The 24,161-nt window shown below is 65.3% G+C and carries 27 protein-coding genes; 11 read left to right on the top strand and 16 right to left on the bottom strand.

What is annotated here, in order from left to right; all coding sequences use genetic code 11:
• Positions 1–78 precede the first annotated feature (78 nt).
• Genes J0W34_RS01015 through J0W34_RS01005 form a run of 3 tightly spaced genes read right to left on the bottom strand, consistent with a single transcriptional unit; the run spans position 79 to position 2,611 of the window.
• Complete coding sequence (locus J0W34_RS01015; RefSeq protein ID WP_227815150.1) at positions 79–1,344, bottom strand: ABC transporter permease; 1,266 nt, start codon at positions 1,342–1,344, stop codon at positions 79–81.
• Positions 1,341–2,054: an ABC transporter ATP-binding protein gene (locus tag J0W34_RS01010; protein ID WP_230970353.1), complete on the bottom strand. Its 714-nt coding sequence runs from the start codon at positions 2,052–2,054 to the stop codon at positions 1,341–1,343. Before J0W34_RS01010 ends, J0W34_RS01015 begins: the two co-directional genes overlap by 4 nt.
• Positions 2,033–2,611: a DUF2796 domain-containing protein gene (locus J0W34_RS01005; protein WP_230970352.1), complete on the bottom strand. Its 579-nt coding sequence runs from the start codon at positions 2,609–2,611 to the stop codon at positions 2,033–2,035. The genes J0W34_RS01010 and J0W34_RS01005 overlap by 22 nt, the downstream gene beginning before the upstream one ends.
• Before the next feature lie 98 nt (positions 2,612–2,709).
• Between J0W34_RS01005 and J0W34_RS01000 the strand changes: the two genes are divergently transcribed.
• The 6 genes from J0W34_RS01000 (at position 2,710) to J0W34_RS00975 (ending at position 6,897) form a co-directional block, all read left to right on the top strand.
• Positions 2,710–3,135 carry a Fur family transcriptional regulator gene (locus J0W34_RS01000; protein WP_227815147.1) on the top strand — a complete coding sequence of 142 codons (426 nt, stop codon included), beginning with the start codon at positions 2,710–2,712 and terminating at the stop codon, positions 3,133–3,135.
• Between the two features lie 184 nt (positions 3,136–3,319).
• The gene (locus J0W34_RS00995; RefSeq protein ID WP_230970351.1) at positions 3,320–4,075 is read left to right on the top strand and encodes a metal ABC transporter ATP-binding protein; all 756 of its coding nucleotides are present in this window, start codon (positions 3,320–3,322) and stop codon (positions 4,073–4,075) included.
• Positions 4,068–4,901, top strand: a complete 834-nt coding sequence (locus J0W34_RS00990; protein WP_230970350.1) for a metal ABC transporter permease — start codon at positions 4,068–4,070, stop codon at positions 4,899–4,901. Before J0W34_RS00995 ends, J0W34_RS00990 begins: the two co-directional genes overlap by 8 nt.
• On the top strand, positions 4,898–5,797 hold the full coding sequence (locus J0W34_RS00985; RefSeq protein ID WP_230970349.1) for a metal ABC transporter solute-binding protein, Zn/Mn family: 900 nt from the start codon (positions 4,898–4,900) through the stop codon (positions 5,795–5,797). Before J0W34_RS00990 ends, J0W34_RS00985 begins: the two co-directional genes overlap by 4 nt.
• 118 nt (positions 5,798–5,915) lie before the next feature.
• A complete protein-coding gene (locus J0W34_RS00980) occupies positions 5,916–6,377 on the top strand; it encodes a hypothetical protein (RefSeq protein ID WP_230970348.1) in 462 nt (153 codons plus the stop codon).
• Positions 6,364–6,897, top strand: a complete 534-nt coding sequence (locus J0W34_RS00975) for a hypothetical protein (protein ID WP_230970347.1) — start codon at positions 6,364–6,366, stop codon at positions 6,895–6,897. The genes J0W34_RS00980 and J0W34_RS00975 overlap by 14 nt, the downstream gene beginning before the upstream one ends.
• Positions 6,898–6,925: 28 nt before the next feature.
• Here J0W34_RS00975 and J0W34_RS00970 read toward each other — a convergent pair whose 3' ends face one another.
• Positions 6,926–8,005, bottom strand: a complete 1,080-nt coding sequence (locus tag J0W34_RS00970; protein ID WP_230970346.1) for a potassium channel family protein — start codon at positions 8,003–8,005, stop codon at positions 6,926–6,928.
• Between the two features lie 97 nt (positions 8,006–8,102).
• Positions 8,103–8,321 carry a VF530 family protein gene (locus tag J0W34_RS00965; RefSeq protein WP_230970345.1) on the bottom strand — a complete coding sequence of 73 codons (219 nt, stop codon included), beginning with the start codon at positions 8,319–8,321 and terminating at the stop codon, positions 8,103–8,105.
• Positions 8,322–8,426: 105 nt separating this feature from the next.
• Here J0W34_RS00965 and J0W34_RS00960 point away from each other — a divergent pair, with 105 nt between their 5' ends.
• Positions 8,427–9,848 carry an NfeD family protein gene (locus tag J0W34_RS00960; RefSeq protein WP_230970344.1) on the top strand — a complete coding sequence of 474 codons (1,422 nt, stop codon included), beginning with the start codon at positions 8,427–8,429 and terminating at the stop codon, positions 9,846–9,848.
• Entirely contained in the window at positions 9,845–10,621 is a 777-nt protein-coding gene (locus tag J0W34_RS00955; RefSeq protein ID WP_230970343.1) for a slipin family protein, read from the top strand. The genes J0W34_RS00960 and J0W34_RS00955 overlap by 4 nt, the downstream gene beginning before the upstream one ends.
• Positions 10,622–10,702: 81 nt before the next feature.
• On the opposite strand, the gene J0W34_RS00950 is transcribed toward J0W34_RS00955, so the two are convergent.
• The 4 genes from J0W34_RS00950 to J0W34_RS00935 form a co-directional block, all read right to left on the bottom strand.
• Positions 10,703–11,407, bottom strand: coding sequence for a PEP-CTERM sorting domain-containing protein (locus J0W34_RS00950; protein WP_230970342.1), 705 nt, complete (start codon positions 11,405–11,407; stop codon positions 10,703–10,705).
• Between the two features lie 150 nt (positions 11,408–11,557).
• Positions 11,558–12,433: a spermine/spermidine synthase domain-containing protein gene (locus J0W34_RS00945; RefSeq protein ID WP_230970341.1), complete on the bottom strand. Its 876-nt coding sequence runs from the start codon at positions 12,431–12,433 to the stop codon at positions 11,558–11,560.
• Between the two features lie 148 nt (positions 12,434–12,581).
• Positions 12,582–13,286, bottom strand: coding sequence for a YceI family protein (locus tag J0W34_RS00940; protein WP_230970340.1), 705 nt, complete (start codon positions 13,284–13,286; stop codon positions 12,582–12,584).
• Positions 13,283–14,203, bottom strand: coding sequence for a LysR family transcriptional regulator (locus tag J0W34_RS00935; RefSeq protein ID WP_227815136.1), 921 nt, complete (start codon positions 14,201–14,203; stop codon positions 13,283–13,285). The genes J0W34_RS00940 and J0W34_RS00935 overlap by 4 nt, the downstream gene beginning before the upstream one ends.
• Before the next feature lie 62 nt (positions 14,204–14,265).
• Between J0W34_RS00935 and J0W34_RS00930 the strand changes: the two genes are divergently transcribed.
• Positions 14,266–14,865: a cysteine hydrolase family protein gene (locus J0W34_RS00930; protein ID WP_230970339.1), complete on the top strand. Its 600-nt coding sequence runs from the start codon at positions 14,266–14,268 to the stop codon at positions 14,863–14,865.
• Between the two features lie 97 nt (positions 14,866–14,962).
• Here the strand turns inward: J0W34_RS00930 and J0W34_RS00925 are convergent, their stop codons facing one another.
• Positions 14,963–15,661: a type VI secretion system tube protein Hcp gene (locus J0W34_RS00925; RefSeq protein ID WP_227815134.1), complete on the bottom strand. Its 699-nt coding sequence runs from the start codon at positions 15,659–15,661 to the stop codon at positions 14,963–14,965.
• Positions 15,662–15,836: 175 nt separating this feature from the next.
• On the opposite strand from J0W34_RS00925, the gene J0W34_RS00920 reads away from it, so the two are divergent.
• A complete protein-coding gene (locus J0W34_RS00920; protein ID WP_230970338.1) occupies positions 15,837–16,958 on the top strand; it encodes a mechanosensitive ion channel family protein in 1,122 nt (373 codons plus the stop codon).
• 332 nt (positions 16,959–17,290) lie between these two features.
• Here the strand turns inward: J0W34_RS00920 and J0W34_RS00915 are convergent, their stop codons facing one another.
• The 6 genes from J0W34_RS00915 to J0W34_RS00890 form a co-directional block, all read right to left on the bottom strand.
• Positions 17,291–18,907: a methyl-accepting chemotaxis protein gene (locus J0W34_RS00915; protein WP_230970337.1), complete on the bottom strand. Its 1,617-nt coding sequence runs from the start codon at positions 18,905–18,907 to the stop codon at positions 17,291–17,293.
• A gap of 92 nt (positions 18,908–18,999) precedes the next feature.
• Positions 19,000–19,578, bottom strand: coding sequence for a DUF1444 family protein (locus J0W34_RS00910; RefSeq protein WP_230970336.1), 579 nt, complete (start codon positions 19,576–19,578; stop codon positions 19,000–19,002).
• A gap of 227 nt (positions 19,579–19,805) precedes the next feature.
• Positions 19,806–20,399: a DUF1287 domain-containing protein gene (locus J0W34_RS00905; protein ID WP_230970335.1), complete on the bottom strand. Its 594-nt coding sequence runs from the start codon at positions 20,397–20,399 to the stop codon at positions 19,806–19,808.
• A 37-nt stretch (positions 20,400–20,436) separates the two neighbouring features.
• Complete coding sequence (locus J0W34_RS00900) at positions 20,437–22,428, bottom strand: HEAT repeat domain-containing protein (RefSeq protein WP_230970334.1); 1,992 nt, start codon at positions 22,426–22,428, stop codon at positions 20,437–20,439.
• A 104-nt stretch (positions 22,429–22,532) separates the two neighbouring features.
• Positions 22,533–22,970, bottom strand: a complete 438-nt coding sequence (locus J0W34_RS00895) for a M23 family metallopeptidase (RefSeq protein WP_230970333.1) — start codon at positions 22,968–22,970, stop codon at positions 22,533–22,535.
• A 110-nt stretch (positions 22,971–23,080) separates the two neighbouring features.
• A complete protein-coding gene (locus J0W34_RS00890; protein ID WP_227815127.1) occupies positions 23,081–23,242 on the bottom strand; it encodes a DUF3482 domain-containing protein in 162 nt (53 codons plus the stop codon).
• A gap of 233 nt (positions 23,243–23,475) precedes the next feature.
• Between J0W34_RS00890 and msrA the strand changes: the two genes are divergently transcribed.
• Positions 23,476–24,132: a peptide-methionine (S)-S-oxide reductase MsrA gene (gene msrA / locus J0W34_RS00885; protein WP_230970332.1), complete on the top strand. Its 657-nt coding sequence runs from the start codon at positions 23,476–23,478 to the stop codon at positions 24,130–24,132.
• Positions 24,133–24,161: the final 29 nt, after the last annotated feature.

The following is a 24,161-nucleotide window of genomic DNA, read 5'->3' as shown; positions in this document are numbered from 1 at the left end:
TGAAGGGGAGGGGGTGTGTCGTGCCACGGCGGGTCGTTGTCCGCAAGGGCAGAATGTCGGTGGCCATCGTCTTTGTGCTCACATCCTCACGCTCATGCCATCGGCGAGCGAATATCGATAAGCGCGCCACGCGGGCACCAGACTGGCCAGTACCGCCGCGCCCACCACCCCGGCAAGCAGGGCGCACTCTCTCAGATCGATGATACGGGGCACAAGTTGCACGCCGTGGACAGCCGCCAGCCAGGGGGCGGCCACGGTACTGGCCAGCCACAGGATGAACACGCCCAGCACGCCACCGGCCACCGACAGCAACAGGCTCTCGGCCAGCAGCAGGGTGAAGATGTCGCGCGGGCCGGCGCCCATGGCACGCAGGATGGCCAGTTCGCGGCGGCGGGCCGACAGCGCGCCCACCATCATGGCTACCAGGCCGGACAGACCCACCAGCACCACAAAACCCGAAACGGCCAGCAGCACCTGCTCGGCCACGCCCACCACGCGCCACAGCTGATCGAGCGTCACACCCGGCAGAATGGCCTGCAGGGGCTCGGCCTTGAAGGTGTTGATCTCGCGCTGGACGCGGAACACCGCGGTGCGCTGCTTGAGGCCGACAAAGGCGGCGGTGACCGACTTGGGACTCAGGTCGAATTTCTTCACGAACTCGGGCGGGATCTGCACACCCGGAATGCGGCTGCCGCCCTGCCAGTCCAGATGGATGGCTTCGATGGCCCCCAGACTCACCAGCACGGCACGGTCGATGGGGGTGCCGGTGGGGGCGAGCACCCCGGTGACGGTGAAGGGCTTGTCACCATGCTCGGCACCGGTGAATTCGCCCGCGCCGTGCGAGAGCACAATGCGGCTGCCCGGCGCATAACCCAGCTTGCGGGCCACCTCGGCGCCGACCACGGTATCGAACAGCCCCTCGAAAGCACGGCCCTGGGCGAAGGCCAGTGGCTGGCGGCGCCCATATTGATAGTGGGCGAAAAAGTCCGGCGTACTGCCGATGACCCGGTAGCCCTTGTGCGAATCGCCCAGCGAGACGGGCACCACCCAGTCCACCGCCGGCATCTTTTCAAGGGCCTGGATGCTCTGCCAGCTCACGTTGGCGGTGGCATCGCCGATGTGGAAGACCGAATACAGCAGCAGCGGCACGGCACCGCTACGCGCACCGACGATGAGGTCGGTCCCCGACAGGGTGTTGGCGAAGCCGGCGCGGGCGTCGTTGCGCAGCCGCTCCACCCCGAGCAGCAGGGTGACCGACAGGGCAATGGCAATGAGCGTGAGCACGCTGGCCAGCGCGCGGTTGCGCAGGCTGGCCCAGGTGAGGAAGAAAACCGGCAGCCTCATGCCGCCGTCTCCATCCCGGCCCGATTGATCTCCGCCAGCGGCACGGTGCGGTCGAATTGGTCGGCCAGCCACAGATCGTGGCTCACGAACAGCAGCGCCGAGCCGGCCTCGCGGCATTCATCGAGCAGCAAGGAGAGAAACGCCGCCTGCCGGTCGGCATCGAGCGCGGAGGTGGGCTCGTCGGCAATCACCAGCGCGGGCGCGCCGATCAGGGCCCGGGCGGCGGCCACCCGTTGCTGCTGCCCCACGCTCAGCTCGGCGGCCGGCGCGTCGAGCACGTCGGCCGACAGATCCAGATGCTCTGCCAGCCGCGACACGGCACGCGGCAGATCGCCCGCCTGCGCCGCGCGCTTGCGCGAGAAGCGGCACGGCAAGGTGATGTTGTCCGCCGCCGACAGGTAGGGAATGAGGTTGAACTGCTGGAAGATGAAGCCGATGTGGTCCGCCCGGTGGCGGTCACGTGCCGGGCCGGTGAGCACGGTCAGATCCTTCTCGAGCACCTGTACCGAACCGAGCTGGGGCACGGTCACGCCGCCGATGAGCGAGAGCAGCGTGCTCTTGCCGCTTCCGCTGGGGCCGTGGAGAAAGACGCGCTCACCCCGGCCGAGCGAAAAATGCACGATGTCGAGGCAGGGCGCACTCGCCTTTTTCCAGGCAAAGCGCACCCCGTCGAGTGTGACCGCGGCACTCACGGCGTCGGGAGCGTCCACGCCGTGTTCTCCCGGGTGAGGCGCGCCGCCCCCTGGCGAGTGTCGGTGAGCACGGCAGCTTCGACCCGCTGCAGGCGCTCGAAGCTGTCGAAGGCAGTGACCTGCACCACCTTGAGTGCCTCGGGGTGCTGGCAGGTGAAGTCATAGGTGACGATCAGGTCGGCGTGCTCACCGTGCATGGCGTCGGCGCCCTCTCCCTTTTCTTGCTCGTCTTCATGTTCATGCTCGTGTTCGTGCTCGCCCTCGGCGTCTTCGGCCTGAAACGGCATGGCGACGTTGGCGGACATCAGCTGGCATCCGGCGGCGGGCGGCATCGAAACCACGGTTACCGGGTTGCGCAGGCGTTCGATGGCATCCGCCAGCGCCTGTTTCTCGGCCGCCGTGGATGGAGCGTGCTCAAAACCCACGACGGTATCGAGCGGCCCGGACCATTCGACGCCGACTTCGGACCCCGACTGGACGAGCCCGAGGCGGGCCACGCCATGCTCATGGGCGTGCTGGGCAAACAGCGGGCTGGCGGAGAGAGTGAGCAGCAAGGCAATCGGCAGAAGTTTCATGGGGCTCCGAATGCGCGGTCTCGCGGACCGGCGGGTTGTTCATGAGGCGGCGCAAATGCTACAGTGTTGCATTAACAGCTGCAACTGACTTGCAAAACGTGCCCGAATCCAAAGCTGCTTCCCTCATCGCCGAAAACGGTGGCCGTGTCACCCGCACCCGGGTGGCGGTCCTTGATGTGCTGCTCTCGTCCGAGGGCTCGCTGGCCCACGAAGACATTTCCGCGATGCTCAGTGCCCAGGGTGTACGCCACGACCGCGTGACGCTTTACCGCACCCTCGACTGGCTGGTGGAGGTCGGCGTGGCGCATACCATGACCGCGGGCGACGGCCGGACGCGGCGTTTTGGCGTGGCCGCCACCGCTCCGCACGAGCATGCGCACTTTCATTGCGACCGCTGCGGCAAGGTGGTGTGCCTGGAGGGCCTGGCCCCCGCGGTGGCAGTGAATCTGCCCGGCGGCTATCAGCTGGACCGGGCCGAGCTGGTGTTGCACGGCGCCTGCCCCACCTGTGGCGATCAGCACTGATCGCGGCTTGCAACTAACGCAACTCCGTTGCATTATCTCCATCAAAATCACGATAAAACATTGCATCCATGCCCCAGACCCATCACACCTTTCACTCGCTGCTGACCTTCGGCGTCGGCGCCCGGCTGGCGATCGCCACCGTGGCGGTCGCCGTGGTGTGGGCGCTCACCGGCTGGGCCATCGCATGAGCGCGCATGCCCTCTGCCTGACCGATATCAGCGCCGGCCACGACGGGCGCACGACCATTCACGACGTGAGCATCAACGTGCCCTCGGGCGCGCGGGTGGCGGTGATCGGCCCCAACGGCGCCGGCAAATCCACCCTGCTCAAGACCATTGCGGGCGAATTGCCCACCATGGGCGGGCAGATGCATCGCTGTGCCACATGCGCGCGCATGGGCTACCTGCCACAGACGGCCACCGTCGATGTGCGCTTCCCGATCAGCGTGTTCGAATTCGTGGCCATGGGTGCGCTGGGCCATACCGGCATGTTCGGCCGCCTCACGGGTGAGACCCGCCATCGTATCGAGCATGCGCTGAACCGCACCGGTCTGGCTGATCTGGCCCGTCGCCCCATCGGCGCCCTCTCCGGCGGCCAGTTGCAACGGGCACGCTTTGCCCGCCTGATTCTGCAGGACGCAGCCCTGCTGCTGCTCGACGAGCCTTTCGCCGGGGTCGACCGCCCCACCCGCGACGCGCTCATGCGCATCGTCGACGAGTGGCACGATGAACGACGCACGGTGCTGGTGGTGCTGCACGACGTGGAACTGGTGCGCCAGCGCTTCGAATGGTGCCTGTCGGTGGATGACGGTCATGCCCAGCTGGTGCCGACCCAGGAGTTGCTGACCGTGCGCGCCACCCCGGCACCCGCCGCCGGCGAATTCGTGCCCCCGCGCCACGCCTTCCTGCGCAATGCGCTGGGCCAGTCGCAGCATGTTTGAAGCCTTCGAGTTCGAGTTCATGCGCGGCGCGCTGGCCGCCTGCGTGGCGCTGTCGCTGGGCGCGGCGCCCATTGGCGTGTTCATGCTGCTGCGGCGCATGAGCCTGATGGGCGACGCCATCTCGCATGCCATCCTGCCCGGCGCCGCCATCGGCTATCTGGTCTCCGGCATGTCGCTGGGCGCCATGACCCTGGGTGGCGTGACCGCCGGCGTAGCGGTAGCCGTGCTGGCCGGCCTGGTGGCGCGTCGCTCCGCCCTGCGCGAAGACGCCAGCCTGGCGGCCTTCTACCTGATTTCACTGGCCATCGGCGTGCTGCTGGTGTCGATCAAGAGCCGCAACATCGACCTGCTGCATGTGCTGTTCGGCTCGGTGCTGTCACTCGACCCGGACGCGCTGGTACTGATCGCCGGCATCGCCACGGTCTCGCTGTTCGGCCTTGCCGTGCTCTACCGCCCGCTGGTCATCGAGTGCGCCGACCCGGACTTCATGCGTCAGGCCGGCGGGCCGGGCACCCTCGCCCATGTGGGCTTCCTGCTGCTGGCCGTGCTCAATCTGGTCGCCGGTTTCCACGCCCTGGGCACGCTCATGGCGGTGGGCATCATGATTCTGCCGGCAGCCACTGCACGCCTCGTCTGCGAACGGCTCGACACCATGCTGGTGGTGGCGGTGGCCGCTGCACTGGCAGGCAGTATCTCCGGCCTGCTGGTGTCCTTCCATCTCGACCTGCCCGCCGGCCCCTCGGTCGTCCTGAGCCTGGGCCTCATCTACATGCTGGTACTCGCCGGCGCCCCCCTCAAACCCCGACAACGTCTGGCCACTGCATGACCCGCTTTCTTGCCTCCCTGATGCTGTGCTTTTCGCTCAGCAGCACTGCCTTTGCCGAACCCGCCCTGCGGGTGCTCACTACCTTCACGATCCTGCAGGATTTCGTCCGCGAAATCGGTGGCGACCGGGTGACGGTGACCACTCTGGTCGGTTTCGACGAGGACGCCCATGCCTTTGACCCGCGCGCCTCGGACATCCGTCGCCTGCGCGACGCCGACCTGCTGGTGAGCAACGGGCTGGGCTTCGACCCGTGGATCGACCCGATGATGCAGTCGGCGCGTTTCACCGGCACCCATGTGGTCGCCTCGTCCCAGGTCACGCCGCTCGAGCGCGACGATGAAGGCCACGACGAGCCGGGGCACGAACATCACCATGACGGCATGGCCGATCCGCACGCGTGGCTGGATGCGACCAACGCCATGAACTACGTGCGCACCATTGCCGCCGCCCTGATCGCCGCCGACCCGGCCGGGAAGTCCATTTACGAAGCCAACGAAGCGGCCTATCTGGCGCAGCTCAACACCCTGGAAAAAGACCTGCGGGCCGGTTTTGCCAGCCTGCCGCCATCGCGACGCACGGTGGTGACACCGCACGACGCTTTCGGCTATTTCGCCCATGCCTATGGACTGCACTTTCTGGCGCCAGCGGGCCTGTCGAACGAAGCCGCGCCCTCGGCCGCTGCCGTGGCGGACCTGATCCGCCAGTTGCGCGAGCTGAACGTGGATCGGGTGTATCTCGAAACCCTGGCAGACGACCGCCTGATCCAGCGCATCGGGCGCGAGACCGGCGCCACCGTGGGCGGCGCCCTGTATGCCGACGCCTTGTCCCGCAAGGACGGCGCCGACACCTACACCGGGCTCATGCGCCACAACCTGAAGACGCTGACGGCCCCCTGAGCGGCACGGCTCGACGCTCTCGGGAACAGGCGACAGGCACCGGGCGCCCTATTAATTCATTTGACATTTTTTGGCACGTACCTATCCTGACCCGATCTGTCTCAAATCAGGACGCGCCATGGCTTCCGCCGTTTTATCGGGAAGAGTCTCCACAATCGATCAACTGATCGCCACCATTCAAAAAGAATTTCCATCGGCTGGCATTCGCATCACCGGCCGCGCTCGAACGCTGCGCCGCCAAGCTGAATTGATGGCAGAGCGTATCCGCGCTGATCGAAACGAATTTATCCGGACCTATCTTCCCCGGCCCCACATTCATGAGATGGATCAGTGGTATCTGACCAACATGAACGCGTCGCTTGACGATACGATCGACGCCTTTGAGATCATCATCACTCGTGCTGTACGCAACGGGGCTGTTGTCTCGAAGCATCTATCGAATTCAGCCCGTGACATCAGCTGGCCTGTGGGCAACGCAAACACACTGAACCGGATCGAAGCAAGAATTCGCGCGCTGGGAGCCCACGTCATTCGTGAGCCACGCGCCGCAGGAGGTCGTCACTGGCATGTGGATTGGTAAGCTCAAGTACGGTGCAGCGATCACGTGCATCTCGCTGTCAGCAGCCTGCACCAGCGCTGAGCCCCCGGCTCCCGCCGAGCCCCTCACGGCGTGGTGGCTCACGCTCCATCTGGACGCAAACGATCAACAAGTAGCGGGCATACCCATCTCGCAATTGAATCCGGCGTGGTCAGGTGCGAGCGAACTTACGCTGAAAAAGCTGGAAGCGATTGTCTCCGATACCGAACTGAAAGCACTGACCAATACTCAACTCCGGTTGAGCGCGTCAGCCGATCTCAATGGAGACGGCGCGCCAGAGCGATACCTCGTTGGCGTCTACAGGACCCCGGCAGGACAAACCGGCCGCTTCCTGCTGGCGCTGACAGGCAATACACCACAAGCTCACATGGTCACAGACCGAAGCGAAGCGGCGTTCAGCGCCCTTGAACTGAGCGGCAATACGATGAACTGGTACAAATGCCTTCAGTGTGGTGAGTTTGAGGTCGTGCGCTGGTCGAACGGACGACTCGTGGTCGAATAAGACCGGCACCCCACGATGGCGCCCATCGCTATCCGGTGATGGCCTGCTCGACGGCCTTGCGGGCTTCCGGCGCGCACATCACCACCAGCACCTGCCCCGCCTGAAGACAGGTATCGGCCGACGGGTTGAAGCGGAAGTGCCGGTGCTCGCGCACGCCGAGCAACACCACGTCCTTGCCCGGCAGATCGAGGGTTTCGAGCGGGCGGGATGCAAAGCCTTCGGGGAGGGGAATCTCTTCGACCCGGTGCGCGGTCTCCGAACGGATCAGGTCATCGAGAAAACTCAGCACACCGGGGCGCAGCATGGCGGCGGCGATGCGCAGGCCACCGGTGAAATCCGGCGCGATGACCATGTCGGCGCCGGCCTTGCGCAGCTTGGGGCTGTTGCGCACTTCCATGCAGCGTGCCACCACGCGGGTCGAGCGGCACAGCTGTTTGGCCGTGAGGGCGATCATCAGGTTGCGACTGTCGTCGTCGGTGACGGCGAACACGCCGGCGGCCGCCTCGATATTGGCGGCCAGCAGGAGGTCGTCGTCGCTGGCGTCGCCCGCCAGACAGAGCAGATCGGGCTGGCGTTCGCGGGCGGCGGCAAGCCGTTCCTCGTCAGCGTCGATCACGACGTAGGGCCGGTGCGTGGCGTCAAGCTCCTCGGCCACGTTGCGCCCCACCCGGCCGTAGCCGCAGATCAGGTAGTGGCCCTTGAGTTTGCTGATGTGCTTTTCCATGCGTCGTCTCCGCAGGGTCTCGTCCAGATCGCCTTCGAGGAAGAAGACCGACAGGGTGGTGAACATGAAGGTGACCGCGCCGAACCCCACCAGCGAGATGATGCCGGTAAACAGGCGGTCGGCCGTGCCCTGAATGGGCATGACTTCTTCGTAGCCGACGGTCGAGAGGGTGATGAGCGTCATGTAGACGGCATCTGACCAGGTGGTGGCCTCGCCGCCGATGAAGTAGAAACCGACGCTACCCACCGCGAACATGAGCAGCAGCACGCAACCGGCGATGAGAATGCGGCGGAAGATGCGATCGAGCTGGCGGCTGCGCCCGAGGCGGATGCGCTGGCCAGTGGCCGCATCACGCCGATGCCGGAAGAACTCGATCAGAAGCACCTTACGCAAACACCTGGACAGGGATCACGCGCAAGAGCATAGACCCCACGCACGTCAGGGACAATGGGCGCCCGCGCCCGCCGGCGTCGACGCCCGGTCAGCTGAAGGTGTCCACGTACAGAGCTTCGACCTCGGCCCGTGCCCAGGGTGTGCGGCGCAGGAATTTGAGCGAGGACTTTACCGAGGGCTCGTTCTTGAAGCAGTTGATGTTCACCCGCTGCGCCAGGCCCGCCCAGCCGTAATGCTCGGACAGTTCGGTCACCACCCGCTCAAGGGTGATACCGTGGAGTGGATTGTTGGGTTGCTCGTCAGTCACGGCTCGGGGCGCCTCATGGTCGAAATGCATTCGCCGCCATGGTACGGGAAAGCCCGGGGAACCCGCGAGGCACACGCGCGTCAGACCCGGTGATCTAGACTTGAAGTGACTGAAGCCATTCACCCGTTGCGGGAGGCCCGCATGTGCGCGCTGCGCTATCTGAGACAATCGCTCTTGATGCTGCTGGGTCTGCTGCCCCTTCTCGGCGGCGTTGCCCAGGCCGCACAGGTGCGTGTGCTGGAGGTGGCCGAGGTGATCGGGCCGGCCTCGGCGGACTTCATCGTCGGTGGCCTGCAGCCGGCTGACGGGCTTGAGGCGATCGTCATTGCCCTCGACACCCCCGGTGGCCTGGACACCTCCATGCGCCAGATCATCAAGGCCATTCTGGCCTCCCCCGTGCCGGTGGTGACCTGGGTACATCCGGAAGGCGCGCGCGCCGCCAGCGCCGGCACCTTCATCCTCTACGCGAGCCATGTGGCGGCCATGACCCCGGCCACCAATCTGGGCGCCGCCTCACCGGTGGCCGTGGGCGGTATGCCCGGGGGCAGTGGCAAGCCCGACACGCCGGCCGAGGCCGGCGAGGGTGAAGCAGACAAGGAAAGCATCACACCCTCACTGGGCGGCGACACCCTCGCCCGCAAGGCCACCAACGATGCCATTGCCTATATCCGCAGTCTGGCCGAACTGCGCGGACGCGATGTGAGCTTTGCCGAAGAAGCCGTGCGGGACGCGGCCAGCCTGTCGGCCAAGGCCGCGCTCGAGAGCGGCGTGATCGAGATCATCGCCACCGACCTGCCCGATCTGCTGCGCCAGCTCGACGGGCGCGAGGTACGCCTGCACGACGGCATGCGCACGCTGCACACGGCGGACGCCACCATCGAGCGCATTGCGCCGAGCTGGCGGCACCAGGTGCTGGCGGTGCTGGCCAACCCGCAACTGGCCGTGGTGCTGATGATGATCGGCTTCTACGGGCTGTTCGTGGAGTTCACCAGCCCCGGCTTCGGCGTGCCGGGCGTGGCCGGCGCCATCTGCCTGCTGCTGGCGCTGTATGCCCTGCAGATGCTGCCCATCAACTGGGCCGGCGTGGCGCTCATCGCCTTCGGCATGCTGCTCATGGGCGCCGAGGTGTTCATGCCCAGCTTCGGCGTGCTGGGCATCGGCGGCATCATCAGCTTCATGCTCGGGGGGCTGTTTCTCATGGATCGCGACGTGCCCGGCTTTGGCATCTCGCTGCCCTTCCTCGGTGGCGTCGCACTGGCCGCGGCCGGGCTGATTTTCCTGGCCGGCAACCTGCTCGTGAAGAGCCGCCAGCGGCCGATCGCGAGCGGACGCGAATCACTCATCGGCGCCGCCGGCTATGTGGACACCCGCGACGACGGTGCCCTGTGGGCGCATGTTGACGGCGAGTGGTGGCAACTGCGCAACCCCGCCGGCCTGTCCCCCGGCACCGCCATCCGCGTCACCGATCTGGACGGCCTCACCCTCAGCGTCACCCCCATCGACACCGATCACGGGAGTCAGTCATGAACTTCGATACACTCACGGGCATTGCGCCCATCCTCATCGTCCTGATCGCACTCATTGCCGCGTCGATCAAGATCCTGCGCGAATACGAGCGCGGCGTGGTGTTCACCCTCGGGCGCTTCTCCAGCGTGAAGGGGCCCGGCCTGATCATCCTCATCCCCGGGCTGCAGCAGATGGTGCGGGTGGACCTGCGCGTGGTGACCATGGACGTGCCCAGCCAGGACGTGATCTCCCGCGACAACGTGTCGGTGAAGGTCAATGCGGTGGTGTACTTCCGCGTGGTGGACCCGCAGAAAGCCATCATCCAGGTGGAAAACTACCTGATGGCCACCGGCCAGCTGGCCCAGACGACGCTGCGGGCGGTGCTCGGCAAGCACGAGCTGGACGAGATGCTCACCGAACGCGACCGGCTCAACATGGACGTGCAGAAGATCCTCGACGCTCAGACCGACGCCTGGGGCATCAAGGTGGCCAACGTGGAGATCAAGCATGTGGACATCGACGAGTCGATGATCCGCGCCATCGCCCGCCAGGCCGAGGCCGAGCGCGAGCGGCGGGCCAAGGTGATCCATGCCGAGGGCGAAAAGCAGGCCGCCGTCGGCCTCATGGAGGCCGCCCAGATGCTCGGCCGCGAGCCCGGCGCCATGCAGCTGCGTTACCTGCAGACCCTCACCCAGGTGGCCAACGACCGCAGCAACACCATCGTGTTCCCCATGCCCGGAGACCTGATCGAGGGGCTGGCGAAGACACTCAAGCGTGACGCGCCCACAAGCTGAGCGCGCCCGCCACGCTCATGAAAAAAGCCCGGCATGTGCCGGGCTTTTTTCAACGCAATGCGCCTTGGGCTCACGCGTGCATCAGGACTGCTTCTTGCGGCGGGACACCATCAGGCCGGTGAGGCCAAGGCCGATCAGGGCGATGGAGGCAGGCTCCGGCACCACGCTTTCAGCCAGCACACTGACGTTGTCTACGCCCACGTTGAGGTAGCCACGATTATCCACTTCGGCAAAGCGCAGACGGAAATCGCCACCCGCGGCAAGGAATGCGGAGACATCAAAGGCGTAACTGGTGAACGGATTGGGATTCGACAGCGGATCCACGAACGGTGAGAGCAGTGTGGCGACGACGTCACCGCCCGAACGCGAGAGCGGATTCACGTTGGCGCGCACGATATCCACCATGGTGTATTGGCACGGGCCAACGTTGTAGGCAATCACACCACAGTCGATGACGTTACCGCCATAGCTGTTGGCGAACAGATCGAACTCGACCGTCACCTGCTGGTTTGCGCTGACGGTGAAGACTTGCGACATCACGTGCAAGCCACCACCCCCCTGGTCGGTCACCGCGTAGGTCCCGGCACCACCGCCGGCGCTGCTGGTCTGGTGATTGCTGAACGGGGTTGTCGTGCCGACGCCATCGGCATACCAGGCGCCACTACCGCCATTCTGGAGCGTCCAGCCGGACAGGCCTGCATTGAAATCACCGTTGGCGATGAGATTTGCGTTGGCCGCACCCGCCACGGAGGCCAGTGCAAGTGCGATCAGGTGTTTTGCTTTCATTCTTGTTCCTTGTTCCCCGAAGCGGTGTGCGGGCGCAAGCGCCCAGTGCGTCGCCACTTTATGTAACCCGCCGGGTGAACAGCGTGATCTGGTCGACCGTTCCGACCAACCCGGCGCCGAAGCCATTGCCGGGCGTGATCCGGATCACGCTCAGTCAGCCTGCCACAGGGTGTCTGGCAGGCGCCGCCAACCGATGCGTTGCGCGTCGTCGACGAAGCGCCCGAGTGCAAGCTTCGTGCGCGCTTCAAGCGCTGCGGCCATGCGCTGAACCCGGTGCCAGACCGGTCTCATCGACGGGTCCTTGAAGGCCAGCAGGACGTGATTGCCGTCATCCCTCACCGGCACCACCAGCAGCTGATCGTCGAACACCTCGCGAATCGCCATGAGGAACTCACCGTAGGCGGCGCCGGGCCCGGCCAGATTGGTGACCATCAGCCCGCGCGCCGAGAGCGCGGCGTGGGCATGGGCGACGAACTCGTGGCGATCCAGCGAAGGGGCGAAACCGGTCTCGTCGAAGGCATCGATCATGAGGACATCCACCTCGCCCCGATGCGCCGCGACGAACACACCCCCGTCACCCACGCTCACCGCAAGCCGGGCATCATCGAGCGGCAGCTGAAACAGCGTCCGCCAACCCAGCACCGCCGGGTCCACATCCACCGCCTCGATGCGCGCGCGAGGCAACTGGGCACGACAGGCCTTGAGCAGGGCCCCGCCCCCCAGCCCCACCATGAGGATGTCGCGTGGCTGCGGATTGAAAAGCAGGAACATCATCATGGCCTGGCTGTAACCGGGCATGAGCGCTTGAGGATCGTTCTTGTCCATGACCGTCTGGATAAGCTCGATCGAGCCCAGATACAGCGTCAGATGTTCGCCGTCATCCACCACGAAGGGGTGCTCGTAGGTGCCGGCACGCAGCCGCGCTTCAAGCACCGTCGGGTCGGCGTCACGCGGTTCGCGCAGGAGCACCCTGCCCGGCGCGACGTCAAACGGACTGGGCAGGATGAGGTAGTCGTCTTCGGCCATGCCGCGATTCTATGACGGGCCCGCGCCCCCGTTGCGACGCCCCAAAAAAAAGCGCCCCAGACCGGGGCGCGAAAGCAATCAAAAGAGGTGTGCGTAGCCTAGCCGTTGCGCGACACGCCGCACAGAGACGGATTGTCGCAGGGGCGACTCAGGCGTCGTCGGCCAGGGCCACCAGCGACATGCTCACCGCCACCTCGTCTTCAACCTGCAGGGCGCCGCCCAGCACCGACAGCGGCGTGATGCCGAAATCACGCTGACGAACCGAAAATTCGGCGCGTGCGCGCAACATCGCCCCGTCCCGAGTCACCTGCACCGGCACCGTGAGGTCGCGCGCGACCCCGTGCAGCGTGATCCGGACCGTGATGTCCCAATCGGATGCCTTCGGCACAACGCGCACCGTCTCGATGGTGACGACCGGGAAGCGGGCGGCCTCCAGCACCTTGTCACCGAGCATGTTCTTGCGTGTGCCCGCCACGGCCGCCTCGGACACCGGGCCGAAGCCTTCGCCCAGCGCGGCGCGCTCGTCCGGCGGATCGACCTCGAAACCGCTCACCGGCAGGCTGAGTTCGACGGTGGAGCGCTGTGGCGAATCCGCCGACCGGATCACCCCCTTGATCTGCCGGGCCATGATCACATGGTTATGCCCCAGTCGGGCCAGGCTGCCACCCCGGCGAACAATGAAGCGAATGCGGCTGGCCTGCGGGTCGACCGCATACGACCGCGCGGCCTCCGGTGCCGACAGGACGGGACCGACGGGTGCCTGTGCCTGACCCGGCGCATCAGGCGTCGCCGTGGTACAGGCGGCGAGGGAAGCGATCAGACACAGCCCGCCAAGCCGGGCGCGGGCGCTCATCGTCTCAGCCCGTCGCGAAGCCACAGGTCGTCCGCCGCGAAACGCTGGACCAGCCAGTCGGCCAGAACGCGCACGCGAGGCAAGTCGCGCAATTCGCGTGCGATGACCATCCAGATGTCACGACCGGGCACGGCGAAGGGCATGCAGCGCAAGGCCGGATGCGCGGCGCCGACCACACGGGGCAGCACGGCCAGACCCACACCATCCACAGCGGCTCGCGCGAGGGCGTCGATGCAGTTGCTGCGGAAGACCACCGCCGACGGCCGGATGCGCTGCGCCAGCCAGGCCATCTCGGGCAGCGACATCATGTCCCGGTCGTAGGTCAGCCAGGGGACCTCGGGATCGAAGCAGAGGCTGTCGCCCACGCGGTCGGCACGGCCGAAAACGCCCATGCCCAGTTCGCCCAGACGCCGCGCCACCAGATCACCCTCGGTCGGACGGGCCAGGCGGATGGCAATGTCGGCCTCTCGCCGGGCAAGGTCGAGATTGTGATTGGTGGCGATGAGTTCGATGGAGAGCGTCGGCAGGGCGCATCGGGCCGGCCCCACCAGGCCAGACAGGTAATGGGTCACCAGCGTGTCGACGGCAGTCACCCGGGTCACGCCGCGCACCTGGGCATCGGTGTCTGCCACCACGTGGTGGATCGCGACCATCTCACGCTCGATGCGCGAACCGTGCTCGATCACCTGCAGGCCGGCGCCGGTCGGACGCATGCGGCCACGATGGCGTTCGAACAGCGGCGTGCCCAGCGCCTGCTCCAGGCCGCGCAGGCGTCGGGACACCGTGGTCTGATCGACCCCGAGCACGGTACTGGCGTCGACCATCGAGCCGGCGCGCGCGATGGCGAGCACGAAGCGCACTTCGTTCCAGTCGAAACAGGCTGCATCGCTGCCGGGCTGTCCTGCATGGATGCCCATCGAAATCACATCCTCACGCGTTAGGGTGTGTCACACCACATTCTGAAATCAGGGAACACATCATGACCAAGCTCACCACCCTTCGCAACGTTGCCGGCCTGCCCGACGCCATCCCTGCCCTGGGCGATTGCGCCCTCGTTCTGGTGGACTGTCAGCAAACCTACCGCGAAGGCCTGATGCAGCTGGCGGGCGTCGAGGACGCGCTGGCCGAAGCGGCCCATGTGCTCCAGCGTGCCCGCGCCCTGGACTGCCCGGTGTTCCACATCCAGCACGATGCCGGCCCCGGCAGCCCCTACGATATCCGCGAGCGCATCGGCGCCATTGCCGACCCCGTGGCGCCCGGAGCAGGCGAACCGGTCATCGTCAAGCATCTGCCCAACGCGTTCATCGGTACCGACCTCGAGAAACACATTGCCGAAATCGGCCGCAAGGACGTGATCATCGTGGGTTTCATGACCCACATGTGCATCAACTCGACGGCCCGCGGCGCCTTCAATCTCGGGCTGAACCCGATCGTCGTTGCCACGGCCACCGCGACCCGCGACCTGCCGGGGCCGGACGGCCAGACCGTGCCGGCGGCACTCCTGCAGCAGGCAAGCCTCGCCGCGCTCGGCGATCTGTTTGCCCGCGTCGTCCCGACCGCGGACGCACTGCCCGGCTAAACGCCCCGGCACACGAGGCAATCGCCATGCCGGATTGACCATCATGTTCGGCACCCTAGAATGCGCCCGGCTCCGGCCGGGCGTTGTCACAATGCGCTCAGCGCTTCCGCCGCCGCGCCACCAGGGACACCAGCCCGAGACCGGCCAGCAGCATGGCGTAGGTCTGCGGCTCCGGCACTGCCACCACGGGCGCGCCGATCAGGGCGGCCGAATAGATGCCCGACAACGCCGCCAGATCGCCCTGGCCGGTTTCCAGGTTGTAGGTGGCGCTCACCGGCGTCCCCGTCGCCCCGGTCCTCGGGTCCATGCCCCAGTAGGTCATGGTGACGGCCTGATAGGCGAAACTGCCCACCACACTGACCGCGCCGCCGGAACTGCCGCCGAGGGACATGGAGGTGATGATCACCTTGTCGAATTCCATCTGGAAGTAGGTCTCAAGCCCGCCGCCGAGCGTGCGTACCGCTTCGAAGGTGGCCTTGGGCAGAGCCCTGCCTGCGGAGACCGCCTGGAACAGCATGGGGGTGGAGACGTCCGCCGTCTGAGTCCACAGGAAATCGCTGAAGACCGGGCGCGCGGTGGTGCGTCCGCCGGCCCCGTCAGCGCTGACCGACACACCCCAGTTGAAAGACTGGATGTCGATCGCCTCCTCGTGGCCTTCGATCACGCTGCCGCCCTTGATCGAATCGATGTTCAGAAAATACGTGTCAAGTGCCGAGGCGGGCATGCTGAGGGTCAGCAAGGCGGACGCGGCCAGCGCGGCCCGCAGGGTGTTGAAGCGGAAGGGGCGTGAGATCATGAAAAACTCCTGTTGAACCGGCGACAAGGGCATGGCGATGGGCAGGCTGCACATCGCGCCGGCATAGAACATCACGAATTCATGCCATCGGCAATGGAAACATCGTCCTAGGTGCCCGGCAGCGCCCGGAGTGTGCGAGCATGACGGCCGGTCCAACGTGTCGCCCCCACCTGTCATGAACGTTCTCGGCTTCTCCCTGCCCCCGCTGGCAGACGCCTTCTCCAGCATCGAGCTGGGGTTGATCGTCGCCAACATCCTGCTTCTCGTCTTCTCGCGGCCCATCCTCGCCCGCTTGAGCAACAAGCCGGTGTCTGACGAGGGCTTTGCCAGCAAGCTGCATTACTTTCGCGCCGCCAACGTGCTGGTGCTGATGCTGGTGGTGTTCAATGCGCTGGTGCTGCCGGTGGCGTCGCATTCGTGGATGACACGACTGCTGGCCGCGGTGCTGGTGGCGTTCCTGGGGTATCTCACGGCCCACCTGGCCAACTTTCTCATCAAGCGGCGCTTCGGCAAGAAGCGGGAGGTCAACGGCAACACGGTCTGGGTCGAGACCTACAACACCCGCCTGCTCGGGTTGCTCTCGAGCATTCTGCTGTTCGTGGTGGTGCTCATTGCCGAAGTGCAGATCATGGGCTTTCACAGCCTGCTCGAGGCGGGTGGCGTAATCGGCTTCTTCGGTGTGATTCTGGCCCTCACCCAGGGCGCCTGGGCGCCGGACATCATCAGCGGGCTGGTGATTCTCAACAGCCGACTGGTCGAGGAAGGCGACGTGATCGAGCTGGGCGAAACCGACCCGACGGTGGCCACCGTGTTCAAGACCAAGATATTCCATTCCGAACTGCTGAACCTGGCCAACAACCACCGCACCATGATCAGCAATGCCACCTTGCGCGGCACCACCATCCACAACCTGTCGAAGTTCGCGTCGGCCAAGGGCCTGCGTGAGGCGATCAAGCTGAAGGTGGGCTACGACACCCCGCAGGAAGCGATGCAGGCCTATGTGGATGCGGTCTTCACCGAACTGGCTGCGGACAAGGATCTGCCCGTGGAGCACAAGGCCCCGCCGGAGCTGCGCGCCACGGACGCCGGCGACTTCGCGGTGGAGTGGACGGTGTTCTACTACACCAAGGACGTACGACGGGTACTCAGCACCCGGCAACGTGTGCTGGCCGCACTCATCGCCGGGGCGCGCGCGCATGGCATCGATCTGTCGACACCGGTGCTCCATGCGTCAGTGTCTCCGGCTGATCCCGAGTCCGCGAACGCCATCCACGCGCAGGCGAGCGCGCAGGCCTGACGGGCAGCCCGCCGGCCGCCCGGCGCGTTTGTGGCTTGACAGATCAAGATCTGGATTTGCAAGGGCTTGCCGGCATGTTGCTTGCGCCGCAACCGACTCAAGCGCAAACAGGCAAATCGCCCCCTACCGCCCGGCAACGTTACTTCACCGGACGATACCGGCCTTCACCCTGAAGCACTTGCGGCCGTCCTGGCAGTCTGGGCCGTGCGGGCTGCGTGGCGGCTCGGCGCAGCCTGGGGCTCGGTGATGACGCCTGACGGCGAGGTCGGGAAAACCTGTCGATCACCCCGCAACTGACGCGCTGGGCGCGGCTGCCCCATCGGGTCTGTACCTCAACGTACGTGCATCCACGCGACCGTTTGCTTGAGCTCGAGCGACAGACTCTGCATGCGAGCGGCATGATTCGCCAGATCACCCGCGGCTTCACTGTTGAGCTCCGAGTTGCCCGCCAGTGCGCTCATACGACGCACCAGATCGGTATGGGCAACCTCCTGCTCACCCAGTGACTGGCTGATGCTCGTCACCATACGTACCACCTGCTGGGTTTGCGCGTGAATACTCGCCATGGTTTCGTCCGCTGCGCGCGCGCGACCGGCGCCTTCGTTGACGCGACCGACCACGTCACCGATGGTGGCAATGGCCGCCTCCGAGGTCCCCCGTACTTCGCTCACCAAGGCCTGGATTTCGTTGGTGGACGATGCGGTGCGTTCGGCAAGCTTGCGCACTTCGTCCGCCACCACCGCAAAGCCGCGCCCCGATTCGCCGGCTCGTGCTGCTTCGATGGCCGCATTCAATGCCAACAAGTTGGTCTGGTCGGCCACCTCGCGAATCATGTCGATGACCCGGCTGATGCTGTCAGACGCCTGTCCCAGTCGTGCCAGCCCTTGGGCAGCTTCGTTGGTGGCCTGCTCGATTCGCCCCATGTCGGCCGCAGTATGGCTCATGAGATTTCTGCCTTCATCTGCCAGACGGCCGGAGCTTTCACTGGTGTCCCGCGCCCCATTGGCATTGGTCGCAATTTCCTCCAGGTTGCCGGCCAGCTGCGACACCGTCGCTGCCATGGCCGACGTGGCGCCACTGGCATCGTGGGCTGAGCCCTTCAGGTGCGACCCCGCCGCCGAAAGCGATGTAGACACGTCATTCACGTTCTGGATGGCCTGATTCGTGGTCCCCACAAAATCACGCAGGCGCGCCTGCATCCGGGCCATGGAAGCCATCAGGGAACCCGCCGGGGCACGATCGTTGGACAGATCTTGGCTCAGATCACCATTGGCAATACGGTCGGCGATCTCGCGTGCGGCCTCGGGCTCTCCGCCGAGATTACGGAAGACCCGCACGGCCAGATGCCAGAGCATGCCCCCGGCCGCTGCCAGAATCACCAGTTCAAGCGCCAGAACAGCCATTGCGCCGAGGTGAACCTCGTCAGCGAAGAGCTGCCGGGCGTTCTTGCGATCACGTTCGATGCTCTCGATGAGGGGGCTCATCGCTTCAACCAGAGCGCTCGCGCGGGCGTCGAAACCGGAGTCCGGCATCTTCATCAACGTATTGCCGGCTTCGCGCCCTTGAGACACATAGGCCGCTGCCATCTGACGCCCGACCTCATCAAAACTGGCAAATCGACGACGGACGTCAGTGATTGAGGCAGCCAAGGCCGGCCGCGCCGTTTCGAGCGCGCCCAGGGCAGCGAGTCCGGCGGCGTAGTGTTCCGACGATTCCTGATACCCCGCTTCGTCGCCTGTAGCGCTCACATCGGTAAGGAACTGCTGTACCTGTGCGACCCGATAGCGGAATTCCTGAACGGCGTCGGCCGCCTGAGCGTGCTCTGCCTGCAGTTGCGTCTGGCGCTCCGCCTCGCCCGCCATGTTGAAAGTAATGAGCAGCAGCAAGGCCAGCAAGCTCGTCACCACACCAAGGGTGGTCATCATCTGCGTTTTGACGGTGAGTTTCATCGTGATTTCCAAAGGGTCTCGATGAAACATATCGGCACCGGCGTCTGCGAATTAACCCTGATTCCGCGCTGAAAGCGCGGCCGCTGCGCGCCTTAGCGCATGCTCGCCGATCGCATCGTTTTCCAGCGCTGTTCGGTTCGATAGAACAGATCGCGACTGAGGGCGTGATCCGGGGTGCCGTCGCGCCACACGCGCGCGACCATGTCCTGCAATTCGGCAATGCCCTGACGGGACTCTGCATCGCAGAACGCGAGCACATCGCGGGTCGGCATGGCCACGATCGGCCCGTTGGGGACCATGCCCGCCAGCGTTTCGTCCCAGAGCTCGTTGAGCAGGGTCAGGCTGGCCTCGAAGTGGCCATCCAGAAAAACCGCATAGATGTTGTTGTAGGTGCGCACTTTCATGCGCTCTCCGGCCAGCTTCATCAGATTGCGCAAGCCAAGCCGGGCCAGGCGGTCACGGCGACCGTCGAGCTGGTCCAGGTGGCGCGCCTGCACATAGACGAGCGAAGCACCATCATCGACCAGATAGGCGATATTCATGTTGGCCCCGAGGGGCGTCAGGACCGGGGCATCGTCTCCGGTCAGATGCAGGGCGGCGTCGCCGTCCATGTCGGGCGCGCCGACCTTGATGCAGGCGATGGCCTCGCGCACGTTCAGCATGTTGCTCATCAGGGTTGATTCACTGTCTGTTCTCGAAATGTCGCCGATCTCCGTCAGCGATACCCCGGAAATCTACCAGCCTCTTCGGCCGAAGGCCCGGGCAGATTTCGCAGAACAGCCTCGCAAGTCATACTTTTGTTTCAAACACCGTGATCAGGTCACCATCTGCGGGGGTGGAGCGTCTTGCGTGCAGCGCGTTTTCCGGCCGGTATGTCGCCCTCCGGCCGGATAGCCGCTCACTTCGGCATGTATCGATAGTGCCCGGTGACTGGCCACGCGAACAGGACGGTGTCGAGTTGGGGCCCTGCGCCGATGTTGTGCACCACTTTCGGTGTCCCGCTCGCCGGATCGATCTGATCGGTCACGATGCCGATGTGGGGCAGGTTGCCCGGCAGCATCCAGGTAACGATGTCGCCGGCCGCATAGTCCGCCGCGTTGTGCGAGCTCGGCAAGGCCTGCCCGTGCCGGCTGAAGAACACCTGAAGATTGGGCACACGACGATGATCGATATTGGTATCGGTGCGAGTCAGCCCCCAGAGTCGCTTCGACGGGTAGCGCGAAAAATGGGCCCGCATGTCCTCGTGCACCTGCTGTTGCAGGTCGATGCCCAGGGCGCGGTAACTGCGGATGACGACATCGGTGCACACGCCGGTCCCGGCGGGCACATCCCCGTTGGGGTAGGCAATCGAACGGTAGCTGCCGTCGTACTTCACCACATGCTGCGTACGCGTTATGGCGGCCTCGGACAGTGCTTGCGGCGTGACCCCGGCCTGAGCGTTCAAGGTCACAGCCAGTGTCACGCACAACAATGTTCTCGCACCAGGTTTCATGGATTCTCCGATTGCCGCCGTCAGACGCGCCACACACTCACTCGTATCGCACCGATCCCCAATGGAAGAAGGTCGCATCCTCATCCTCGGCGAGCATCTCGCCGATTTCGATGGCCGTCTCGCGAACGCTTTCATCTTCATCATCCAGCGCCCGGTCGATGGCTCGCAGCCGGGCCGGGCCCGGAATGCTTGCGATCGCGAGCAAGGCCCCTCGACGCACGCGCGGCAGGGGCGAGTCGAGCAACGGCTTGAGGGCCTCGAGTGTGCCCGTCACGCGCATGCTCGACAGGCTTCGCGCGGCTGCAATCTGTACGTCTTCCGTCTCTGCCGCATCCTGCAGACGCGCGGCGAGCGCGCGGATCACGTCCGGATGCTCGTAACCTTCCAGCGCGCTTGCCGCCCGCTCGCGCACGAATTCGTCATCGTCATCCAGACAGCGGATCAGACAGTTGCGCGCCTCGGGGCCACCCATGAGCATGATGCGATCGATGAGATGCTCTCGGGCCCCCAGTCCGGCCGCGGGCCAGGACACGCGCTCGATCAACGCGGGCAGCAAGCCCGGGTCTTCATACCGGCTCAAGGCCGTGAGCGCCGATTCGAGCAGCCGGAACGAGACGCCTGGCCGAACCGACAAAAGCTGCGGCAGCGCCGCCCGGGACTGGAGTTCGCCGAGCGACAGGAAAATTTCACCGGCCAGTTCGTCTCCCGTGCGAGCGAGCGCCTCGATCAGGTGGCGCGCCGCGACCTCGCTGGCGGTGACACCCAGCGCACGTGCCGCATGGTGGGCCACGTGCGGATGCGCATCGCGCAGGGCGGGCACCAGTGCCTCCACCACGGTGGAGATGACGTCCACGTCGGGCGGCAGATCGAGAAAGGTCAAGACTTTCCAGATACCGGCCGCCGCCGAGTTCCGGTTCCAGCCGGACGCGTCCCCCATGGCGAGCGCCAGGATCGGGAGGCCCTCGGCCATACCCAGATCAGCCAGCCCTTCGATGGCACCAAGCCGGGCCTCGTCGTCATCGGGCGAACTGCGGTATGCCTCGCCCAGAAAGCTCACCACCGAAGCCTCGCGCTGCTGCCCCAATGCGGCCAGGATCTCGCGCCGCAAACCGCGATCGCGCGCATACATGGCCTTCAGCACGGGCGAGGCACCGGGGCAATCGATGGTGGTGAGGACTTCCAGTGCCGCGCGACGCACCTCGAGCGCAACGTCGTTCAGCGCCCTGAGTACGTCGGGTGCGGCCACATCGAAGTAATGCATGCATGCGGTCGCCAGCGCACGGTGTCGCGGCTCGGGATCTGCACTCATGATCGAGCGCACCCGGTCGACCAGGCGCCTGGCGCAGCCCACGGGACCGAAACCGATGAAACCCTGCAGCCGCTGGCCGAGACTGGCACCACCGATCTCGCCTTCAGTCGCAAGCAAGTCGTCGAAACTGAAGTGTTCCTGCAGGGCTTCGAGCACGGCCGGCCGAAGTGTTTCATCCTCGATGGCCTTGGCGAGGATGGGCAGTACGGTTTCATCCCGTGTCTGCGCCAGCAGGGGAATGATCCCCGAGCGCACACGCTGGTCGGACTCTTCCCGGTACAGCATCATCAGATGCTCAAGCTGGGCAGGCGTGGAGAACACGCTCAGCGCCCGGGCCGCACTCAGGCGCACGTCGGGATCGGGGTCCCCACCCAGCGCATTGAGCAACGGAAGGCGTCCACTTCGCGGCGACTCGGCCAGATACTCTGCTGCGCGCGCTCTGACCCGGGGGTCATCGTCCTCGGCCAGTGCCTGACGCCAGGTGGCATCCACCAGATCGAGGACAGCCGCGTCGGATGGCACATGGCGCAGCGCCCCGAGGATGTCCATGCGACCCGCAGCATCCCCAACTCGCACCGCCAGCGCGTCGGCCACAAGACGGGCAGACACCGGTACACCTTGACGGATCACCGCACTCAGGCTGGCCACACCTTCGGCGAAGGCCTTGGAATGGGTGGACAGCAACTGGGCACGCAAGGCGTTTTCATCGTACGTGTGCATGGAAGAGAGATCGGAAACGGTGCGTCGGGCGGGTCGCGAGAGCGAATCGAATGTCATACTGGCCGGCGCGCAGTCTAGCACGCGCAGCAGGTTCTGCCGTGCGCTCAGCTCAAATCGGCAATGAGGGGTACCGGGTCGATGGGTACTGCCTGGGCGCGCACCTCCAGATGCACATGATCGGTGATACCCGGGTAGCGGGCCTGCAAGCTCTGAACACGGCCGATCACGGCGCCGGCGCGCACGCATTGCCCCATCAGCGCGAGGTCGGGGAGTACATAGAAGAGCTTGGCCTCAAGCCCGGCGTGGGCGTCGATCCCTTGCAGCAGGACGCCCGACAGCACGGCGTCGTCATCGTAGGGCTCGGCGACACGCACCACAAGCGCATGCATCGGTGAGAACACCGGTGCGTCGGCGCGAGCGACGATGTCCACGCCGCGATGCGTTCGACACCCCCGCGGCGCGCCGAAATGCCCCTCGCCCCAGCAATCGCACCGGCGTACCGTGCCCGCATCGACAGGATTGATCATTGAGTACTTGAACACGCGCGCTCCTCTTTAAGCACGCGAGCCTAGTCGAGCCATGCCATGAACGCCAGTGGCACATTGCGCAGACGGCTCCGGGCACGAACCCGAAGCGTGATCAGAGAAGACGGTTACGGAACCAGCGGCAGCTGGAACGATCCCATCATCAGTGCGCCATACCATTTCATCAGTACGCCACCGGCAGCGCCGATGGCGGTCGCCATCCAGAGCGTCAGGCCGACCATGGCCAGTACAGAGACAGGATGCTGACTGTTTTTTCGAACGGTTTTCATGTCCTACTCCTGAACGGATGTGCAGAGGCACATCCGGGTTGCGGTGCGAGCATGAAATCGCAGGTGACTCTGGAGTGGAAGAATTTTGGTCCTTGATCATCAGAACGAATCTTCGGGTGCCGTATTTTGATACCCGACAGCCCAACCTCGGGCGGAAGGTGGATGTGAATGTAAGCCTCCGCCCTCCTTCACCGTCAGATGGGTATCACCTTTACCGACCAAGAGAAATGCACATGAACACGATCAGGCTTCGTCGCCTTGCAGCGGCATTGACGTTCGCCAGCGCAGGCTGGCTCTTCGCGACGCCGGCCCAGGCCGGGACAGATCAGCTGGTGGTTGCCGGCGGCTGCTTCTGGTGTGTGGAATCGGATTTCGAATCAGTGCCCGGTGTCACCGAGGTGATTTCGGGCTACACCGGCGGTCATACCGAGAACCCCACCTACAAGCAGGTCTCGGGTGGCGGCACGGGGCATTACGAGGCGGTCCAGATCCGCTATGACCCGGCACAAGTGAGCGAAGAAAAGTTGCTGTATCTGTTCTTTCGCAGCATCGACCCGACCGACGCGGGCGGCCAGTTCTGCGACCGGGGAGAGAGCTATCGCACCGCTGTGTTCGTTCACTCGCCCGAGGAACGCGCATTGGCCGAGGCGGCCAAGCTTGAAGCCCAGAAAGCGCTGGGCAAGCCGGTGGTAACCCCCATCCTCACCGCCACGCCCTTTACCCCGGCCGAGGCGTACCACCAGGACTACTACAAAAAGGATGACACCGTGCTGACCCGGCGCGGCCTGAAATCGAAAGCCGAGGCTTACAAATTCTATCGGCAGGCCTGCGGCCGTGACGCCCGCGTCACCGAGCTGTGGGGAAATGAAGCCGTGTTTGCCCATCATTGAACGTGTGACGCCGAGTCAATCGGCATCGG

This window comes from Nitrogeniibacter aestuarii (assembly GCF_017309585.1).
In the GTDB taxonomy this organism is placed as follows: domain Bacteria; phylum Pseudomonadota; class Gammaproteobacteria; order Burkholderiales; family Rhodocyclaceae; genus Nitrogeniibacter; species Nitrogeniibacter aestuarii.
This window is presented reverse-complemented; position numbering and strand designations above follow the sequence as displayed.

Bases quoted from the DNA above. Each gene is read 5' to 3' on its own strand.
- J0W34_RS01015 (WP_227815150.1), bottom strand. From the start codon at position 1,344: ATGAGGCTGCCGGTTTTCTTCCTCACCTGGGCCAGCCTGCGCAACCGC.
- J0W34_RS01005 (WP_230970352.1), bottom strand. From the start codon at position 2,611: ATGAAACTTCTGCCGATTGCCTTGCTGCTCACTCTCTCCGCCAGCCCG.
- J0W34_RS00995 (WP_230970351.1), top strand. From the start codon at position 3,320: ATGAGCGCGCATGCCCTCTGCCTGACCGATATCAGCGCCGGCCACGAC.
- J0W34_RS00990 (WP_230970350.1), top strand. From the start codon at position 4,068: ATGTTTGAAGCCTTCGAGTTCGAGTTCATGCGCGGCGCGCTGGCCGCC.
- J0W34_RS00985 (WP_230970349.1), top strand. From the start codon at position 4,898: ATGACCCGCTTTCTTGCCTCCCTGATGCTGTGCTTTTCGCTCAGCAGC.
- J0W34_RS00980 (WP_230970348.1), top strand. From the start codon at position 5,916: ATGGCTTCCGCCGTTTTATCGGGAAGAGTCTCCACAATCGATCAACTG.
- J0W34_RS00975 (WP_230970347.1), top strand. From the start codon at position 6,364: ATGTGGATTGGTAAGCTCAAGTACGGTGCAGCGATCACGTGCATCTCG.
- J0W34_RS00955 (WP_230970343.1), top strand. From the start codon at position 9,845: ATGAACTTCGATACACTCACGGGCATTGCGCCCATCCTCATCGTCCTG.
- J0W34_RS00950 (WP_230970342.1), bottom strand. From the start codon at position 11,407: ATGAAAGCAAAACACCTGATCGCACTTGCACTGGCCTCCGTGGCGGGT.
- J0W34_RS00945 (WP_230970341.1), bottom strand. From the start codon at position 12,433: ATGGCCGAAGACGACTACCTCATCCTGCCCAGTCCGTTTGACGTCGCG.
- J0W34_RS00940 (WP_230970340.1), bottom strand. From the start codon at position 13,286: ATGAGCGCCCGCGCCCGGCTTGGCGGGCTGTGTCTGATCGCTTCCCTC.
- J0W34_RS00935 (WP_227815136.1), bottom strand. From the start codon at position 14,203: ATGGGCATCCATGCAGGACAGCCCGGCAGCGATGCAGCCTGTTTCGAC.
- J0W34_RS00930 (WP_230970339.1), top strand. From the start codon at position 14,266: ATGACCAAGCTCACCACCCTTCGCAACGTTGCCGGCCTGCCCGACGCC.
- J0W34_RS00925 (WP_227815134.1), bottom strand. From the start codon at position 15,661: ATGATCTCACGCCCCTTCCGCTTCAACACCCTGCGGGCCGCGCTGGCC.
- J0W34_RS00920 (WP_230970338.1), top strand. From the start codon at position 15,837: ATGAACGTTCTCGGCTTCTCCCTGCCCCCGCTGGCAGACGCCTTCTCC.
- J0W34_RS00915 (WP_230970337.1), bottom strand. From the start codon at position 18,907: ATGAAACTCACCGTCAAAACGCAGATGATGACCACCCTTGGTGTGGTG.
- J0W34_RS00910 (WP_230970336.1), bottom strand. From the start codon at position 19,578: ATGAGCAACATGCTGAACGTGCGCGAGGCCATCGCCTGCATCAAGGTC.
- J0W34_RS00905 (WP_230970335.1), bottom strand. From the start codon at position 20,399: ATGAAACCTGGTGCGAGAACATTGTTGTGCGTGACACTGGCTGTGACC.
- J0W34_RS00900 (WP_230970334.1), bottom strand. From the start codon at position 22,428: ATGCACACGTACGATGAAAACGCCTTGCGTGCCCAGTTGCTGTCCACC.
- J0W34_RS00890 (WP_227815127.1), bottom strand. From the start codon at position 23,242: ATGAAAACCGTTCGAAAAAACAGTCAGCATCCTGTCTCTGTACTGGCC.
- msrA (WP_230970332.1), top strand. From the start codon at position 23,476: ATGAACACGATCAGGCTTCGTCGCCTTGCAGCGGCATTGACGTTCGCC.